The organism is Paenibacillus sp. NPDC056722 (assembly GCF_042790635.1).
GTDB lineage: Bacteria > Bacillota > Bacilli > Paenibacillales > Paenibacillaceae > Paenibacillus_AQ > Paenibacillus_AQ agri.
In genome coordinates this window covers 831,882-848,645 of record NZ_JBHTYV010000001.1, presented here as the reverse complement: position 1 = coordinate 848,645, position 16,764 = coordinate 831,882, and the positions used below count along the sequence as shown (strand labels likewise).

Below are 16,764 nucleotides of genomic sequence, written 5' to 3'. Positions count from 1 at the left end.
GGTGAAGGGCGGGTTGCCTTGTTTGGCCTATCCAGTTTGACATAACAGGTGTGGCGTATCGGAATGGTTATCCGGTATGGTTTAGCTGATGTGGCGTATCTGGAATGGTTATCCGGTATGGTTTAGCTGGTGTGGCGTATATGGAATGGTTATCCGGTATGGTTTAGCTGATGCGGCGTATCTGGAATGGTTATCCGGTTGGTTTAGCTGGTGCAGCGTATCTGTAATGGTTATCCGGTTGGTTTATCTGGTGCAGCCTATCTGTAATGGTTATCCGGTATGGTTTTCTGGTTGGCGTATCTGGAATGGTTATCCGGTATGGTTTAGCTGGTGTGGCGTATCTGGTTCGCCTCGTCTGGTTAGTCTTATCCCGTATGTTCATCCAGCATGGTTTATCGTTTTCCCTTACCGTTCTGCCCCAATCGGTTTGGTCCTATTAGTTCCGGTTAACTTTGAATCTGAGGACAGTCTTCAGCTTGTCGGGGCGGGTTCTTCGGGCGTCCGTCAGGTATATTTCCTTATGGGTCTTGGAGGCTCGTATCAACCCATTACGCATGCAGTAGTCCTCCATAGCTGCAAAGCTTTCCGGCTCATCGTCATATGATCCGTAATGGAGCATTTGTACACTTAGGCCATCTTCGACCTTGCCGAAGATGGCCTTTTCCATCAGCACATGCGGCTTGGTGAGCTTCACCATCTTTATAATTTCAGCTGCTAAGTCGGCGGTGACGAACTCAGGCTGTCTAATCATCAGCGTATATAGCAACTCGTCTTTATCCAGAACATCTTTCTGTCTTCCTTCTTCGGTGAGATCCCAGACGCCTTCCAGCGGAAAGACGGAGTAATCGTAATAGCCCTCGGTGAGCAGTCTTCCTTTTTTGGGAAGCATTTTGGCGGCATAGGAGAGGGAATATAGTACGGCTACAGCCTCAGTGAATAAGTCACTGTTGGGATTGCCGCTCCCCTCCAGCATAAAATAATTAAAGCCGGGAACCGTGATCAGCTCTGGTTTCGCTTGTGGCAGGTAGAAGGATTTGTCCTGTTTCTTCCATTCGTATTTCATCTGATTAGCGCCTCCTTTTAAGGTAGAATAGCACAGGCAACTGGACAGCACAGTGTCATGTTTGGAACGTTGTATTCAAATGAAAAAAAGCTCCCGCCTTAGATTCCGGCGGGAGCTTTTTTTCTACGTTAAAATTATATAAAGTGAACTCAAGATTCAAACGTAAAGCTTAGTCGATCCTATGGTGCAATGCTTGGACTTCCAATCGCGATCAATATAGACCGCATAAAAATAACAACTCAAAGCCTAGAAGTTACTCTCAAAGTATATTTAACGGCATTTTTGTACCTTAAGTACTCTGCAACTTAGGTTTAGTGGGAATTAAGTGCAATATTGTACCTTAAATCTTCCTGAATATCCTCTTCAGCGTACTTTTTGCGGAAATTAAGATACAATAATGCCCTTATTTGCTTTTTTTAGCTATAATCAAGGAAAATAAGGTACAAAAATGCACTTAGTTAGGAGGTGGACCATTTTTCGGGGTTAAGAAGACAGCTTAGTTAGGAGGTGGACCATTTTCGCGGTTAAGAAGACAGGGAAGGGGGATCGGAGACTAGCGCCCTGAAGTCGTATCCTAAAGCCCTATCCTAAAGCCCCAGCTTCACCAGAATAACGCCTGAAATCGTAATTCCCTTCGGCACGCAGTCTTCCATTCTTCCATTCTGCCATTCTGACACTCTTCCGTGAGAATCTTAATTTCGCTTAATGCGTTTAAAACCTGGAGAAAGCTTAGAATTCAGATACAAGCTTCCCTAAGGAGAGCTTGCATCTGAGCATCTCGCTCACACAGTCTAAACTTTCCCCGTGCTTCTTCTTACTTCTCGTTACTTTTTTTGTTCAGCTTATGTTGTTTCTTTGTTCCAAGGTGGCACTCTGAAAGTGTTACCTTATTTACTCCCAGTCAGGGCATTAACAACATCGTCGACTTTCAGGCTGTCTGCAATAGGGCCGTTAAGTGCCCAGTGTCGTGCGGATACTTGATGGACGTTACCTTTTTGGACAGCAGGGATGCTTTTCCAGATGCTGAGCTTTTCCACTTCTGCGGCTTGGCGGACCGATTGTTGAAATTCATCTTCACTAGACATAGAAGCACCGTAGTCCATAAAGAGGTAGTCGGCTGACAGTTTCGGAAGCATTTCGAGTGATAACATGGTGCCGCCCCATGTATCCGTAGTGGTGGAGGCAATTTTCAACACTTCTGGATCTGGCTTCAGTCCAAGCTCATTATACAGCACCGAGGTCCATACGTATTCCGGGAAATCCAATTCAACATCTTTGGTGGTCGGACGGATAAAGGCTACAGTTTTGTTCTCTCCGACAGCCTGCTTGATTGTGGCCTGGGCCTGTTGAACCTTGTCCTGATAGGCTTTCAGTACGTTCTTTGCTTCATCTTCTTTATCGAGTGCTTTGCCAATTTCGAGAATACCGGTCTGCCAGTCATCACGGATAAAAGCAATGGTTGGAGCGATTTTGCTCAATTGCTCGTAGCCCTGCTCGTCGGTCATGTATTTATTCATAATGATAAGGTCAGGATCGGCAGCCGTGACGGCTTCCAGATTAATATCGAAGGAACTGTTGATGGCGATTCCTTTGTCCTTGAGCTGCTTGTCCAGATAATAACCATCTGTACTAAAAGCTTGAACCATAGGGACATCAAGGGACAGCAGCATGTCTTCCATTCCTATGGAGACGATCCGTTTAGGGTGAGCAGGGATGACAGATTCACCAAAATCATGTTTGATGGTCTTCGTTTGATCTTTGTCAGTATTCGATCCGGCCGTTTGTTCATTAGTGCTATCTGGTTCCGCAGTGGCTTGAGCCGTAGCTGCAGGTTCGTTATTTCCCTTACTGTCAGCGCTGTTATTCGTATTGGCCCCACAGGCGGTCAGGGTCAGTGTAAATACTAATACCAAAGCAACCCATAATAGGGATACCGGGGGCTTCCGCCGTTTAGGGGTAACTTTACCGGATGTAGATTTTGTAAATAAGCTGTGTTGCATTTGTATTCCTCCACATTCTCATTTGATAATCATTATCATTAATGAGGAGTATATCGTAATCTTTTGCCTCTGTATATTCACTATCGTGCTGTATTCTCAGGAATGGGCGCACAAAAACAAATGGGTGTGATATCCAACAGAATCATAGGTGTTGTTACCCAGCAGAATCATGAGAGCGTTATCTAACAGAATCAAAGTTGTTATTATCCAATAGAATCCTAGGTACGTTATCCAGAAGAAGCTTATGATCCCAGGCCGTATACTCAATCCAGGGAAATACCCAGGAAGAATGACCTGGTAAACTGTGTACTGCTTGATGCTGTACGGCAGCCAGTGTGGTCCAGTGCTCCGACTGTTGGAGATTGTCCCACAGCAGGCGGGACGAAGTGTCATTGTCCACGCTAATCACCAATCTGTCAGCACTATATGTAGCCAATTGCCAGGCCTCGACCGGTTTGAACCATTCAATCTCGTTAACGAGGGGAGCAGGGGTGATTTGCAGATCATCATAGAACACGGTCATGGCTTTTCGTCCCCATACAAATAGCCCGTCCGTGGACACTTTCAGTACCAGAACTTTATCGTCTTTAACGATGGGTTGCACCAGTTCGCGTACAGAGCGTGCTTGACGGTCATATCGTTCAAGCCATTGTTCGCCTTCATGGGTTCGGCCCAAAGCGTTAGCCACCAGCAGCAGGTGACTCCGCCAATCGGCGCTCATCCAAGGAAGTAACAGAACAGGCGCGATCTCCTGCAATCGTTGTTCTTCCTCTGGTGAAATGGTGCTGTCCAGGCCAATGATAAGATCAGGCTGAGCCTGTCTAAGCACGCTGCGATTGAATTCATATTCATGTCCTAGCTGGATGATAACATCGCTGCCGTACCGCCGCCGATAATCATCTGTCCAGTAATGGTCCATCGGAGCGGCATAGGGAATGGTCTGTAACGGAAGCAGATGACCCAGGATTGGCCAGCTGTACGCTGCCACTTTAAATGCCCGGTTGCGTAGATAGGCGGCTGGAGCCATGCCAACTTGCTTCTTGAAGACGGTACGGAAATAAGACTCGCTCTGAAAGCCAACCATTCCGGCAATCTCATGGATGGAATGTTCACGTTTTTGCATGAGCTGTTTGGCATGATGCAGTCGGATTCCGGTGATGTATTCGCCAATACTTTTTCCATAACGTTCCCTGAAAATTCGCATTAAATGGTAGCGGCTGATCCCTGAAGCTACAGCCAAACGCTCAATAGTAATTTCTTCGGAATAATAGCGGTCGATCTCTGCCTTGACTTTGGCGAGCAGCTTCACCGTTTCTTGTCCTTGGTACTCTATGATCAACGCCAGCAATTCATGAAATGTAGCCTGGGCGCGCATCTTATCCGCCAGACCTTCACTGAGCCAACTACGGTGTATTAGGCCACATAAAGCTGGAGCTGCCGGTATCCGGGATTCCTCTTCCAAGTCCCCATTTTGTTGGTTTTCAGTTATAGGGTAATCCATTATTGCAGGACCAACGCTTCCCATTTCAAAATACAACATGTATAGGGGGTGCCCCTCTTCCGAGGTGACGCCAATCTCCACACTTTGCCCGGGCCGGCAGGCCACAACCATGCCTGAATACGTAGCGAGGGCCTGTCCGTCTATCACGATCCTATTCCGTTCACTGCCAGCTACGATCAGCAGATGCCGATCAGTCAGCTCTCTCCGATACGACCAATAGTCTCTGCTATAGCCGACCAAATCTATATTGACCAGCTTGAACCATGTACGGCTTAATAACTCGTCAGGGTCCCCGGCTGTATGATCTTGTTTGGTAAACATATCAGGGCACCTTCCTAATCGAACTTACTTTTATATATGAAGTATTTTAATTGATAATTATTATCATCGTCAAACCTTAAGAAGGGAAGTATAGGTCTGACAGGGGACAGAAAGGGCAGAAAGGCTCAAATTTATGTATTAAAAAGATCTATCGTTCGTGTTTGGAGTGACTTACATGTTATGTTTGCCTTTTTTCTTGCCTGAAACGCAATAATTATGTATAATGGCATTAAATATTGATGTGATTGTACGATATTCTGTTGTTGAAGGTGGTTTCATGGCAGAACTGGACAGTAATGATAACAAGAAGAAGATGTGCCAGATCTACAATGAGCTTTCCAAGGAATTGTTTGGTTTCGGGACGACCCTGCTCCGCGTAACTGTCGATCAGCGGGTCATTACCTTTCACGCCAAACACCGCCGTTCTCCCCGTTCTTCCGCATTGGAAGGCGAGGCGCCGGAGCTTAAACAGGAAGTGGACTTTCGGATGTCGCTCCTGTTCAAGAAGAAGTTCCAGGAAAGGTTAGAGGAAGAGATGGACCTAAAGATTGAGGTTCTGCTGAGAGATTATGATGCGCGAACCCAATGGGCTTTTACGAACATGATTTTGGCTGAAGATTAAAATACCTACATGGATTTTTGCTTTTGATCTATCTTAAGCGAAGACCGTCTTTCTATAACGGGTAGCTCTTTCCTTTGTTTACACGGAGAAAAGTGTTCTTGTTCCTACAAGAATACTTTTCTTTTTTTATGAGGAAAAATGGGAACCATAGAATTTAATTAAGGTTAGGAGGTGCTGTCAACATCGCCGGGTGCCCAAAATGCGGGCTAAAATGACCAATTGTCAACGAGAATGATGAGATTTAAGCCATATTAGCTTTATACACACACATCAGGGAGGTCTATTGGATTATGAAAAAGATTTGGGGAACAGCACTTGCACTTACACTTACTGCGGCACTGACTGCTTGCGGATCATCGGGAAGTAATTCCGCTACTACAGCTAACGGAACGAACAGCGGAACCGCTGGGGACAATGGGAAATCAGGAGCACCCAAGGAACTGGTAATCTCCACCTGGGGCTTCTCAGAAGACTTCTTCAAGGAAGCAGTGTACGCACCTTTTGAGAAAGAACACAACGTCAAGATTGTCGTGGAGATTGGTAACAACGCTGAGCGCCTGAACAAGATTCGTCAGGGTAGCTCGAACGTAGATGTCATTTACCTATCCGATTACTACGCTCAGCAAGGTATTAATGAAGGACTGATCGATACCATCGATACCGCAAAGGTGCCGAATCTCGAACATGTTTATGATATTGCCAAAGCTCCACTGGGTGAGGGCTACGGCCCGGCTTATACGATTGGACGTCTCGGTATCGCCTACAATCCGGCTTTGGTCAAGGGTGAGATCACATCATGGAAAGATCTTTGGACTGCGTTTGATCGCAATCTGACACTACCGGCGATTACAGCGACTGCAGGACCGATGATGGTAGATGCTGCGTCTGTAGTTGCTGGCAGCACTGACTTCAATGAAGATCAAGCCTTTGCGAAGCTGAAAGAAATTAACCCGAACGTGATTAAATACTACAGCCAGACTTCCGAATATGTGAACATGTTCAGCCAGGAGGAAATTGCTGGAGGACCGATCATGGAGATGTACTTCAAGGATCTGCAAGCCGCAGTTCCGGATGCGAAGTTCGTGGCTCCGTCTGAAGGCGCATTTGCTGTCATGAACACAATCAACGTAGTCAAAGGTACGGATAACAAGGAATTGGCCGAAGAGTTCATCAACTGGCAGCTGAGCAAGGAAGTTCAAGAGAAATCCGCTAAGGCCAAGGTTGATTCCCCGGTAAACACTGAAGTTGTTCTGAACGAAGAGGAAGCTAAGGGTGTAACTTACGGTGCAGATGTTGTGGGCAAGCTGCGTAAGCTGGATATGAAATTCGTCAACGATAACATCAAAGCATGGACGGATCGCTGGAACAAAGAGATCGGTGGCTAAGGATGACTATTCGTAAAAAAGTAATTCTCGATGTGGATACCGGCGTGGACGACGCCTTGGCCATCATGCTGGCGGTGAAGAGCGGAGTGCTCGACATCCTTGGGATTACTACGGTCAATGGCAATGTATCGCTGGATCAGGCGACGGAGAACACTTGCAAAATTCTGCAGTTTCTCGGCGTTCAGAACGAGATTCCGGTGTACCGGGGGGCGGACAAGCCGCTGGCCCGCGAGGTACATTTTGAGCATCGGGTGCATGGACGCGACGGCATCGGTGGCGCATTATCGGATATGGTAGTCAATAAGCGTGCGGAGGAAGAATCCGCAGCAGACTTCATCATCCGTCAGGTGATGAGTCAGCCGGGAGAGGTCACGCTGATTATGACCGCTCCCCTGACCAATCTGGCCGAAGTGCTGCAGAAATGTCCGGAGCTGGTGCAGCATACCGCTGAGGTCATCATCATGGGCGGCGTGGTGCGCGGTTCAGGGAATATCACACCTACGGCAGAGTACAACATTTATGTTGATCCCGAAGCTGCCAAGTTGGTGATGGGTGCGGGCTTCCCGCACCTTACTCTGGTGGGGCTGGATGTCACTCGCAAGGCGCTGCTGTCGCAAGAGGATATTGCCAGGCTGACGAATCCCGAGATCGCAGCGTATGTGGAGCAGAGTACGGCTGATTACCGCCAGCGGTATTACGAGCGCAACGGCGTTGCAGCCTGTGCCCTGCATGATCCACTGGCAGTAGGTGTGGCGATTAATCCGGACCTGGTGACAAAACTGGATTATTACGTGGATGTAGAGACCCGGAGCGAGCTGTGCGACGGGCAGACGGTCTGTGATTTTCAGAACCGGCTGAACAAGCCGCATAATGTCAGTGTCTGCCTGGAGGTGGATGGCCCCGCTTTTCTTACGCTATTCACCGGGAGTCTGAACCAAGAGCTGAAGACAGACGGGAGTTAACTCAATGAATAAAAGATATTTATATCTGCTGCTGTTGCCGGGATTTCTGTTCCTGGCAGCATTCATGCTGATCCCTATCATTCTTACAATTGTTTCGACCTTTATGCCGGATGGCAGTCTGACGCTGGAAGGGTATATGACCTTTTTCCGCGACGGGTATTTCAATAAAATCCTGCTCACCACCCTGCGGGTGAGTGTAGTGACAACCTTGGTATGCGTGGTGCTGGGCTATCCAGCCGCCTATTATATTTCTCGTGCGGGCATCCGAAAGAAAAGCATTCTGCTCGCACTGTCCATTTTCCCGCTGCTGACCAGCCCAGTTGTCCGTTCTTTCAGCTGGATGATCATTTTGGGGAAGAAGGGGCTGCTCAATACGTTCCTGATGAACATCGGTTTGATTCAAAAGCCGCTCGAGATTCTCTATACACCGGTGGCTATGATGGTCGGTCTCGTGCATCTCTTCCTGCCGCTGATCATTATCACCTTGCTTGGCGTAATGGAGAATCTGGATTATGAGCTGGTGCGGGCTGCCCGCAGTCTGGGCGCTTCATCGTTCACAGCTTTCCGCAAAATCATCTTCCCGCTCACCGTACCGGGACTGATTATCGGCAGTATTCTCGTGTTTGTCGGCAGCTTGACAGCCTATACGACTCCTGCGCTGCTGGGCGGTAAAGAACGCGTCGTTGCAACGTTCCTGTACCAAAATGCTATGACCTTAAATGATTGGCAGGCGGCGTCCGTCATTGCCGTGATAATGATTGTGATTACATTTGTGGTGGTTGGTCTAATGAATGCCTGGGCGAACCGACTAAATCCGAAGGGGTGAGAAGATGAAGGAAGGAAACCGTGGGCTCTCGCTGTACACGTTGCTGGTGTTTGTGTTTCTGCTAGGCCCGCTCGTGATTATTTCTATTACTTCATTTGAGCCGGGCACTGTCCTGAAATTCCCCCCGGAGGGCTTTTCGCTACGATGGTACCGTAATATTTTTGAAGTAAGTATGTTCATGGAGACATTCAAGACCTCCATTATAGTGTCGATGCTAGGCAATCTGCTGGCGCTGCTGCTGGGTGTGCCGGCGGCTTATGCCCTGAGCCGGTTCGAGTTCCGGGGCCGTGATACGCTTAACGCGTTATTCCTGTCGCCAGTGCTCATTCCCGGTATTGTGCTCGGGTTCACGCTGCTGCGCTATTTGATTGTGGTATACGGACTGCCGATTTATGCCGGTCTTCTGATCGGCCACACGGTGATTATGCTCCCGTTCATTATCAGAGTCATTGCCTCAAGCTTGGCCAATTTCGATTTTGCCGTAGAAGAAGCTGCACAGAGTCTGGGCGCAGGCCGTCTAGAGACCTTTTTCAAAGTGGTGCTGCCCAACATTCGCTCCGGCATTCTGGCTGCGGTACTGATCGCATTCCTGGAATCCTTCAATAACGTGGACATCTCCGTGTTTATGACCGGTCCAGGGGTAAGCACCCTGCCGATTCAAATGCTGACCTATGTGCAGAATTATTTTGACCCTACAATTGCAGCGATTTCGGTCATCCTGATGGTGCTGACGGCAGCGCTGATGTTTATCATCGAGCGGCTGATGGGATTCGCCTATTTTACCAAACGATAACGGAGGCATACGGTAATGGCACTAATAAGTCTAGAACAAGTATCGGTTGCTTACGACAACCGTTTTATATTGGAAGATTTCAATTTGCAGATTGAAAAAGGGAAGCTCCTGTCCCTGCTCGGCCCCAGCGGCTGTGGCAAAACAACTACCCTGCGCTTAATCGCCGGCTTCCTGAATGCCGAGCAGGGCAAGTTCATGTTCGGAGGCAAGGATTACACCAATGTGCCGGTGAACAAGCGGAACTTTGGCTTTGTATTCCAGAGCTATGCCTTGTTCCCGCATATGTCGGTGTACGATAACGTGGCCTTCGGCCTGCGTCTGCGCAAGATGAAGGAAGCGGAAGTGAAGCAGCGGGTAACCCGTATGCTGGAGATCGTTAGCCTGGGCGGATTTGAGAAAAGATTGCCGAAGGCGCTCTCCGGTGGACAACGGCAGCGTGTTGCGATTGCGCGGGCGCTGGTCATCGAGCCGGATCTGCTGCTCTTCGACGAGCCGCTGAGTAACCTTGATGCGAACCTGCGGGTGAATATGCGCGTCGAGATCCGCCGGATTCAACAGGAACTTGGAATTACGACGGTCTACGTCTCCCATGATCAGGAGGAATGCTTCTCCATCTCCGATCAGGTAGCCGTGATGAACAGCGGAAAGATTGAACAGTTGGCTCATCCTACGACTATTTTTAAATATCCGGCTAGTGAATATGTGGCCCGGTTTATCGGATTTGGCAACTTTATTGCCTTCGAGAGCCGCAGCGATGCAGGTGAAGATATCGAGCTGAGCCGGGGATCTTTGAAGTTCCTGGCAGCCAAACGCCCGAATGGGGCAGGTAACCTTGGGATGCTGGGCGCGATCAGGCCGGATGACCTTCAACTGTGGCCTAGCACACAGGAAGCGCCTCTCTCAGGCAATACCCTTTCAGGCAGAGTGCAGGTAAGCACTTATCTGGGACGGAGTTACCAGTATGAAGTAGAGACGGAGCTAGGCGTATTTACGGTCAATCAGGAGATGGATGTACCCTTTGCACAAGGGGAACAGGTTACGATTTATTTTCCAAAAGACAAGCTAGTGCTGGTGCAGTAAGCCGCAGTAAGGAGCATATACGATGGTTACGGATCAACTAATTCTGAATGTGAATGTGTATAACAGTTACTATAAAAGATTTGAGCTGGCCAATGTGGCTGTCAAGGATGGGCGGTTCCTGTATATCGGTGGTCTTGGCGCGGATACATTCACTGCGAATGAGGTCATTGAGGGTCAAGGGAGATATATGGTTCCCGGTCTGATTGACATCCATCTGCATATTGAGAGCACCATGATTACACCGGAGACGTTCTCGTATGGCATTCTGCGTCATGGGGTGACGACGATCGTTCCTGAACCGCATGAGATGGCCAACGTGTTCGGCGTCGAGGGTGTACATGAGATGATTCGGGCTAGTGAAGACTGCACGGTGGACATGTTCTACGCGATTCCAAGCTCTGTACCAGCGACACTGCTGGAAACTACCGGTGGTTCTATAGAGATTGAGGATATCGATCAGCTGATGGCGACCGAGCAGATGATCTGTCTTGGGGAAGTTATGAACTATGTCGATGTCATTCGTGACCCGGATGGCAAAAGCAACCGTATACTCCAGCATATCCGCAGCCGCTATCCGGAGCTGGTGATTGAGGGGCACACCCCGAAGCTGCTGGATCTCGATCTGCATCAGCTGATTTACGCGGGCATTGACTCGGATCATACCCACCAGAGCATTGAAGGGCTGACTGCCCGCATTGCTGCCGGGATGTTCATTGAAATTCAGGAGAAGTCCATGACCCCTGATGTAGTGGACTACCTGATTCAGCATCCTGTCGGTGAGCATTTTTGCTTCGTGACCGATGATGTGATGACGGACTCGCTAGTGGCAACCGGACATCTGGACCATCTGGTGCGCAAAGCGATCAAGATGGGGATGACGCCTGAGGATGCAGTCTATGCAGCAACCTTCACCCCGGCCCGGCGGATGAGAATGCAGGACCGTGGTGTGATTGCACCGAACAAGATCGCTGACTATCTGCTCTTGTCCGATCTGCATTCGTTTGAACTGGATGCGGTCTACAAAGGCGGTAAGCAGGCTTATGATCGCCATCAGCCGCAGTCCCAGCCAGAGTCACAGCCCCGGTTCCCGGCGCATTTTTACCAGAGTGTGAAGCTTAGCCCCGTAACCGCAGCCGACTTTACGGTTGTCTCGGAGAAGACGGATGGACGTTATGGCTGCCGCGTAATGATGGTCAACAACGTATCCACATTCACGGAGGAGAAACATAGCGAAGCGGAAGTACGTAACGGTCTGCTGCAATGGCAGGAGAGCGGCTATGGCCTTATCGCTACCTTTGAGCGATACGGTAAGAACGGCAACCGGGCCTACGGCCTGATTGGCGGCGATACGATCAAGCGTGGCGCGATCGCGACTACTTATTCGCACGATAACCACAATCTGTTGGTGGTCGGCCATAACCCCGGGGATATGGCACTGGCAGCGAACGAAGTTATCGCTGGTCAAGGCGGCTTCTGTGTCGTTTGTGACGGACAGGTGCTCGCCCATCTGGCCCTGCCAGTCGGAGGCATTCTCACTGAGGAGCCACTGGAGATCACTGCCCAGAAGGTGAAGGAGCTACGGTCAGCCATGGAGTCGCTGGGCTATAATCACTACAATCCGATTATGTCCATCAGCACACATTCCCTGCCAGTCAGTCCGGCACTTAAGATCACCGACCTTGGTCTGATCGATGTAGGCAAAGGCGAGGTTGTTCCGCTGCTGTTCGATTTGGATAAATAATAACTATAGATATGAATAGAAAAATAACCTTCAGTCCACTTTCCAGTGGCGCTGAAGGTTATTTTGTTTGGTAAAGCAGTGCTTTGTAAGTGATGCACTGCTTTGCTTGACGAGACTGTACTTTGATTATGGCGTGGTTGTAATTTGACCCACTCCGCCAGCATTGCGCCGCGAAATGGCGTAGCTGAGCCATGCACCGAGGAAGCCCAGAATCGCAAGGGATGCGGACAGCCAAGGAATGGACTCCAGTCCAAAGTGGGTAATCGCAAGCCCGCCGAAGTAGGCGCCACCAGCATTACCAAGATTAAGCGCAGAGTGGCTGGATGTTGTAGCCAGCAAGGGAGCCTTATGCGCCAGATTCATGATGCGCAGCTGAATGCCAGGCATAATGCCGAATGCGGCGATGCCCCAGAAAAAGATATTGATGACGGACAGCACCGGGCTGTCGAGCGTGAGATTAAGGATGGAAATCACAACGGCCAGAACAGCGAAATTAACAATCAGGGAAGGCATTAGCTTCCAGTCTGCGAGTTTACCTCCTACAATGTTGCCGATGGTCACGCCAAGTCCGAACAGTACCAGAATCCAGGTGACACTGTGTTCGGCGAAGCCAGTGATATTCTCCAGCATCGGCGTAATATAGGTGAACAGGGAGAAGAGACTGCCACAGCCGAGTGCTCCTGTCAACAGGATCAGCAGGACCTGCGGATTTATCAGTCCGCGGAACTGCTCGCCCAGGCTGTTGATTTTATCCTGGGTGATTACAGGTATGAAGCGGATAATGCCGAGCAGGGATACAATACCCAGCAGGGTAATGGCGCCGAACGAGGCTCTCCAGCCCAGCTGTTGGCCGATAAAAGTTCCAAACGGTACGCCGATGATATTGGCAACCGTCAATCCCGCCAACACAATTGAGACGGCGCCGGCCCGTTTCTCCGGCCTTACAAGTCTGGCTGCGATAATTGTGCCTACCCCTAAAAAGGTGCCATGCGCGAAAGCGGTGATCACGCGCGCTCCGATCAGCAGGGAGTAGGTTGGGGCGATGACGGATACGGCATTGCCCGCGATGAAGATGAGCATCAGGATGACGAGCAGCTTTTTCTGAGGCAGCTTATGGGTGAATACGGTCAAGATTGGAGCGCCAATAGCAACCCCGAGGGCGTAGCTGGTAATGAGCTGCCCCGCTTGCGGAATCGTTACGCCAAGGTCATGAGCCACATTGGGCAGCAGACCCATAATAATAAACTCTGTCATTCCAATCGCGAAGGCGCCAAGGGTTAGACACAGCAGCGATAAAGGAAAACGCTTCTTTTTCGGCGAGGGTGACGCTTTACTTGATGATGAATTCATGTGGTGTCTTCGCTCCTAATCTATAATGTATGTGTATCCTTTCTGAAATGGTCTGTATTTTCATGCAAGTTTCATTTTAAACGCTCCAGAGTCATTGGGCAAAATGTTTTTTTAAAATTTGTGATAAAATGATCGCATAGATAAATGACGGCCGCTTTTAGTGACCCATGAAGGGAAGAGAATACCATGCCACAGCAGAAAAGAGTGCTGATTCCACTGCCGTCCCAAGACTTTGATACCACAGAAGTGGTGGTACCGTGGTATCTCTGCCGGGAAGCAGGCTTCCAGGTGGACTTTGCCACACCTGACGGGAAGCGCGCCTATACCGATCCCTATTTGTTGACAGGAGTTGTGTTCGGGCAGCTTGGGGCGGACCAAGTGGTTGTGCAGCGGTACCACCAGCAGCTGGAGCTGGACCCTGACTTTCTGCACCCGCTTGTTTACGGGGATATTGATCCTGAGATCTATGACGGCCTCATTCTGCCCGGAGGGCATGCCAAGGGAATGACAGTATACCTGGAGAGTGCTACTTTGCAGAAGAAGGTGCTGCATTTTTGGAAGCTGGGCAGACCGGTTGGCGCGATCTGTCACGGCCCCATCGTTCTGGCCCGGACCATTGATCCTCAGACCGGTCAAGCGGTGGTATACGGAAAAAAGATGACGAGTCTGACCAAGTCCCTGGAACGGACCGCCTATTGGTTAACTGCCTGGGCTCGCGGCCGATACTACCGTACATATCCAGAATATGTTCAGGATGAGGTGACGCGGCATCTGCAGAAGCGGGAGGACTATGTGAAGGGCCCTTCATTTAATAGGCCATTCATCGTGGAGGATGGTCAATTGCTGACCGCCAGATGGCCGAAGGATGCAGCCCTGTTCGCAGAGACGTTTATACGTAAAGTAGGGGTACAAAAGTAAGGTGAAAATTGAACTGATTGTAGATTGAATGGACTTAAAAAAATAACCGCAAGCCATCCGTCATCGCGGACAAGCTTGCGGTTATTTTTAGTGATATGGAGTGAAAATATGGGGAAAGGTTATTCATCTTCCTGGCTAATTCGCTTGAGCAGGGAAATGAGCTGTGTTTCCTCTTCATCCGTCAGATGACGGGAAAGCTTGCGGTTAAGTCCATTCAGAATCTCCTGCAGGGTCGGCGCAAAGTCCATGGCTTTGGGGGTTGGATAGAGCAGGTAGGAGCGGCGGTCATCAGGATCGACTTTCCGCTCGATGTAGCCGGATTGCTCCAATAACTTCACAGCCCTTGCAGTGGTAGCCTTATCGAACTTTAATTCATTCGTTAACTGATCCTGGGTGATGCCCGGCCGCCCCATGATCAGCTTGAGAAAGCTGTGCTGTCCGCCGCTGCCGATTCCATAGGTAACCAGCTGCCTGGACAACGTTTTTTGGTTCTGTCGATGAATCAGGGAGATCAGCTTCCCGATAGGTTCCTTTTTCAACATGCACACCTCTTTGGTTAGATTGCTTGAATGCGAGGTCAGCGCTCAATATGTATAAAAGTGTACAACAATATTGTTGCGCACGCAACTAATATGCTGTACACTGGGAAAGACCCAACTAGTTGCGTGCGCAACTAAAATTCGGCTTGATTCGACAATCCTCTTTTCAGCTCCAACATTCTAAGTTTAATGAGGTGTAATTATGAGTTCAATTCCTGCAACCTATCAGGAGAACAGCGATATTCAGAAAAGGCGCTGGATGATTCTGATTGTGTTGAATCTTTTCACGTTCATGGCCACGCTGGACGGGAGCATTGTCAACATTGCACTCCCGGTATTGTCCAAGAGCCTGGGCCTGCCAATTGCGCAGATTGAGTGGGTGACGACAGGTTACCTGATGGCGATCTGTGCTGCGATTCTGTTCTTCGGAAAGCTAGGGGATATCGCGGGGAAGATCAGAATTTTCAAGATCGGAACTGTGGTATTTATTATTGGTTCTCTACTGTGTGGACTCAGTACTACACTGCCTTTGCTTATAGCGTCACGCGTCATTCAGGCTATCGGCGCTTCGATGACGATGGCCAACAGTCAAGGGATCGTAACCGATATCTTCCCGGCCAGTGAGCGCGGGAAGGCGCTCGGCTTCATCGGTACGTTCGTTTCGCTCGGCAGCATCGCTGGGCCAAGTCTAGGCGGGATTATCGTGTCCTCGCTGGGCTGGGAGTACATCTTCTGGGTCAATGTCCCAATTGGTCTGATTGCTATCATTCTAGGCTGGAAGGTGCTGCCGAAGGATCTGGTCCGGGTTCAGGATAAAATAGACATTCCGGGCAGTACATTGTTCGCTTTCTTTATCGTTCTTTTGTTCGCCGGATTACTGCTTGGACAGCAGATCGGCTATGGTGATACACGAATTGTTATATCATTGGTTGTCGCGGTATGCGCTTTTGCAGCTTTTATTTGGGTTGAAGTACGGAAGCCGCAACCGCTGCTGAATCTGTCCCTGTTCAAAAATCCGCTGTTTTCGGTCAGTATCCTTTGTGGCTTCCTCGTCTTCGCGGCGAATTTTTGCTTCAACATCATCGCTCCGTTCTATGCGCAGAACATGCTGAACTTGTCCCCGTTCGACGCCGGCTTCCTGCTGATGCTGCTGCCGATCTCCATGGTCATTGTGGCGCCGATTAGTGGCGCATTGTCGGATAAGATTGGCTCAGAACTGCTGACCTTTGCTGGTCTTATAGTCATGGTTGTGGCCCAGATTGGTCTGGCGAAGCTACACGCCGGCAGTTCAGTCCTGCTTGTCGGACTGTGGATTGCCATGCTTGGTATCGGCAGCGGCCTGTTCCAGTCGCCGAACAATTCACTGATCATGTCCAAAGTACCGCGCACACAGCTTGGCTCTGCAGGCAGTGTCAATTCACTGATCCGCAATGTCGGGATGGTTGTCGGCATTACGCTGGCGACAACGATTCTGTTCCATGTCATGAGCAACGAGGCAGGATACCGTGTGACCGGATTGATCCCGGGCCGTCCGGATATTTTCCTGGAAGGCATGCATGTAGTTTTCATGACCTCCGCATCCATCTGCTTCGTGGCGGCAGTGCTTACCGGATGGCGGTTAATGGATGCCCGGCGCGTGAAGATGCAGGCGGAAAAAGGCTGA

14 protein-coding genes are annotated in these 16,764 nt (G+C 49.6%); 9 read left to right on the top strand and 5 right to left on the bottom strand.

The features are described 5' to 3' along the window. Positions 1-436: 436 nt before the first annotated feature. The 3 genes from ACFRAM_RS04000 to ACFRAM_RS03990 form a co-directional block, all read right to left on the bottom strand. Entirely contained in the window at positions 437-1,063 is a 627-nt protein-coding gene (locus ACFRAM_RS04000; RefSeq protein WP_379464626.1) for a GyrI-like domain-containing protein, read from the bottom strand. Between the two features lie 887 nt (positions 1,064-1,950). Next, positions 1,951-3,063, bottom strand: coding sequence for an ABC transporter substrate-binding protein (locus ACFRAM_RS03995; protein WP_379464625.1), 1,113 nt, complete (start codon positions 3,061-3,063; stop codon positions 1,951-1,953). A gap of 178 nt (positions 3,064-3,241) precedes the next feature. Continuing rightward, complete coding sequence (locus ACFRAM_RS03990) at positions 3,242-4,885, bottom strand: helix-turn-helix domain-containing protein (RefSeq protein WP_379464624.1); 1,644 nt, start codon at positions 4,883-4,885, stop codon at positions 3,242-3,244. A gap of 277 nt (positions 4,886-5,162) precedes the next feature. On the opposite strand from ACFRAM_RS03990, the gene ACFRAM_RS03985 reads away from it, so the two are divergent. From ACFRAM_RS03985 to ACFRAM_RS03955, 7 genes are all read left to right on the top strand, one after another. After that, positions 5,163-5,507, top strand: a complete 345-nt coding sequence (locus ACFRAM_RS03985) for a DUF2294 domain-containing protein (protein WP_379464623.1) — start codon at positions 5,163-5,165, stop codon at positions 5,505-5,507. A gap of 290 nt (positions 5,508-5,797) precedes the next feature. Next, on the top strand, positions 5,798-6,892 hold the full coding sequence (locus ACFRAM_RS03980) for an ABC transporter substrate-binding protein (RefSeq protein WP_379464622.1): 1,095 nt from the start codon (positions 5,798-5,800) through the stop codon (positions 6,890-6,892). Positions 6,893-6,894: 2 nt separating this feature from the next. Beyond that, positions 6,895-7,854: a nucleoside hydrolase gene (locus ACFRAM_RS03975; RefSeq protein WP_379464621.1), complete on the top strand. Its 960-nt coding sequence runs from the start codon at positions 6,895-6,897 to the stop codon at positions 7,852-7,854. A gap of 4 nt (positions 7,855-7,858) precedes the next feature. Further along, a complete protein-coding gene (locus ACFRAM_RS03970; protein WP_175373577.1) occupies positions 7,859-8,680 on the top strand; it encodes an ABC transporter permease in 822 nt (273 codons plus the stop codon). Positions 8,681-8,684: 4 nt separating this feature from the next. Further along, positions 8,685-9,473, top strand: a complete 789-nt coding sequence (locus tag ACFRAM_RS03965; protein WP_175373576.1) for an ABC transporter permease — start codon at positions 8,685-8,687, stop codon at positions 9,471-9,473. Between the two features lie 15 nt (positions 9,474-9,488). Continuing rightward, on the top strand, positions 9,489-10,553 hold the full coding sequence (locus tag ACFRAM_RS03960; RefSeq protein WP_379464620.1) for an ABC transporter ATP-binding protein: 1,065 nt from the start codon (positions 9,489-9,491) through the stop codon (positions 10,551-10,553). Between the two features lie 22 nt (positions 10,554-10,575). Continuing rightward, positions 10,576-12,294 carry an adenine deaminase C-terminal domain-containing protein gene (locus tag ACFRAM_RS03955; RefSeq protein WP_379464619.1) on the top strand — a complete coding sequence of 573 codons (1,719 nt, stop codon included), beginning with the start codon at positions 10,576-10,578 and terminating at the stop codon, positions 12,292-12,294. 126 nt (positions 12,295-12,420) lie between these two features. On the opposite strand, the gene ACFRAM_RS03950 is transcribed toward ACFRAM_RS03955, so the two are convergent. Further along, complete coding sequence (locus ACFRAM_RS03950; protein WP_379464618.1) at positions 12,421-13,644, bottom strand: MFS transporter; 1,224 nt, start codon at positions 13,642-13,644, stop codon at positions 12,421-12,423. Between the two features lie 186 nt (positions 13,645-13,830). On the opposite strand from ACFRAM_RS03950, the gene ACFRAM_RS03945 reads away from it, so the two are divergent. Beyond that, positions 13,831-14,562: a type 1 glutamine amidotransferase domain-containing protein gene (locus ACFRAM_RS03945; RefSeq protein ID WP_379464617.1), complete on the top strand. Its 732-nt coding sequence runs from the start codon at positions 13,831-13,833 to the stop codon at positions 14,560-14,562. Between the two features lie 119 nt (positions 14,563-14,681). Here the strand turns inward: ACFRAM_RS03945 and ACFRAM_RS03940 are convergent, their stop codons facing one another. After that, positions 14,682-15,101 carry a MarR family winged helix-turn-helix transcriptional regulator gene (locus tag ACFRAM_RS03940; RefSeq protein WP_379464753.1) on the bottom strand — a complete coding sequence of 140 codons (420 nt, stop codon included), beginning with the start codon at positions 15,099-15,101 and terminating at the stop codon, positions 14,682-14,684. 202 nt (positions 15,102-15,303) lie between these two features. Between ACFRAM_RS03940 and ACFRAM_RS03935 the strand changes: the two genes are divergently transcribed. Then, complete coding sequence (locus tag ACFRAM_RS03935; RefSeq protein ID WP_379464616.1) at positions 15,304-16,764, top strand: MFS transporter; 1,461 nt, start codon at positions 15,304-15,306, stop codon at positions 16,762-16,764.

What these genes read in the sequence shown, in the direction of transcription:
- ACFRAM_RS03965 (WP_175373576.1), top strand. Translation starts at nt 8,685, where the DNA reads ATGAAGGAAGGAAACCGTGGGCTCTCGCTGTACACGTTGCTGGTGTTT.
- ACFRAM_RS03980 (WP_379464622.1), top strand. Translation starts at nt 5,798, where the DNA reads ATGAAAAAGATTTGGGGAACAGCACTTGCACTTACACTTACTGCGGCA.
- ACFRAM_RS03950 (WP_379464618.1), bottom strand. Translation starts at nt 13,644, where the DNA reads ATGAATTCATCATCAAGTAAAGCGTCACCCTCGCCGAAAAAGAAGCGT.
- ACFRAM_RS03945 (WP_379464617.1), top strand. Translation starts at nt 13,831, where the DNA reads ATGCCACAGCAGAAAAGAGTGCTGATTCCACTGCCGTCCCAAGACTTT.
- ACFRAM_RS03985 (WP_379464623.1), top strand. Translation starts at nt 5,163, where the DNA reads ATGGCAGAACTGGACAGTAATGATAACAAGAAGAAGATGTGCCAGATC.
- ACFRAM_RS03970 (WP_175373577.1), top strand. Translation starts at nt 7,859, where the DNA reads ATGAATAAAAGATATTTATATCTGCTGCTGTTGCCGGGATTTCTGTTC.
- ACFRAM_RS03975 (WP_379464621.1), top strand. Translation starts at nt 6,895, where the DNA reads ATGACTATTCGTAAAAAAGTAATTCTCGATGTGGATACCGGCGTGGAC.
- ACFRAM_RS03960 (WP_379464620.1), top strand. Translation starts at nt 9,489, where the DNA reads ATGGCACTAATAAGTCTAGAACAAGTATCGGTTGCTTACGACAACCGT.
- ACFRAM_RS03995 (WP_379464625.1), bottom strand. Translation starts at nt 3,063, where the DNA reads ATGCAACACAGCTTATTTACAAAATCTACATCCGGTAAAGTTACCCCT.
- ACFRAM_RS04000 (WP_379464626.1), bottom strand. Translation starts at nt 1,063, where the DNA reads ATGAAATACGAATGGAAGAAACAGGACAAATCCTTCTACCTGCCACAA.
- ACFRAM_RS03955 (WP_379464619.1), top strand. Translation starts at nt 10,576, where the DNA reads ATGGTTACGGATCAACTAATTCTGAATGTGAATGTGTATAACAGTTAC.
- ACFRAM_RS03935 (WP_379464616.1), top strand. Translation starts at nt 15,304, where the DNA reads ATGAGTTCAATTCCTGCAACCTATCAGGAGAACAGCGATATTCAGAAA.
- ACFRAM_RS03990 (WP_379464624.1), bottom strand. Translation starts at nt 4,885, where the DNA reads ATGTTTACCAAACAAGATCATACAGCCGGGGACCCTGACGAGTTATTA.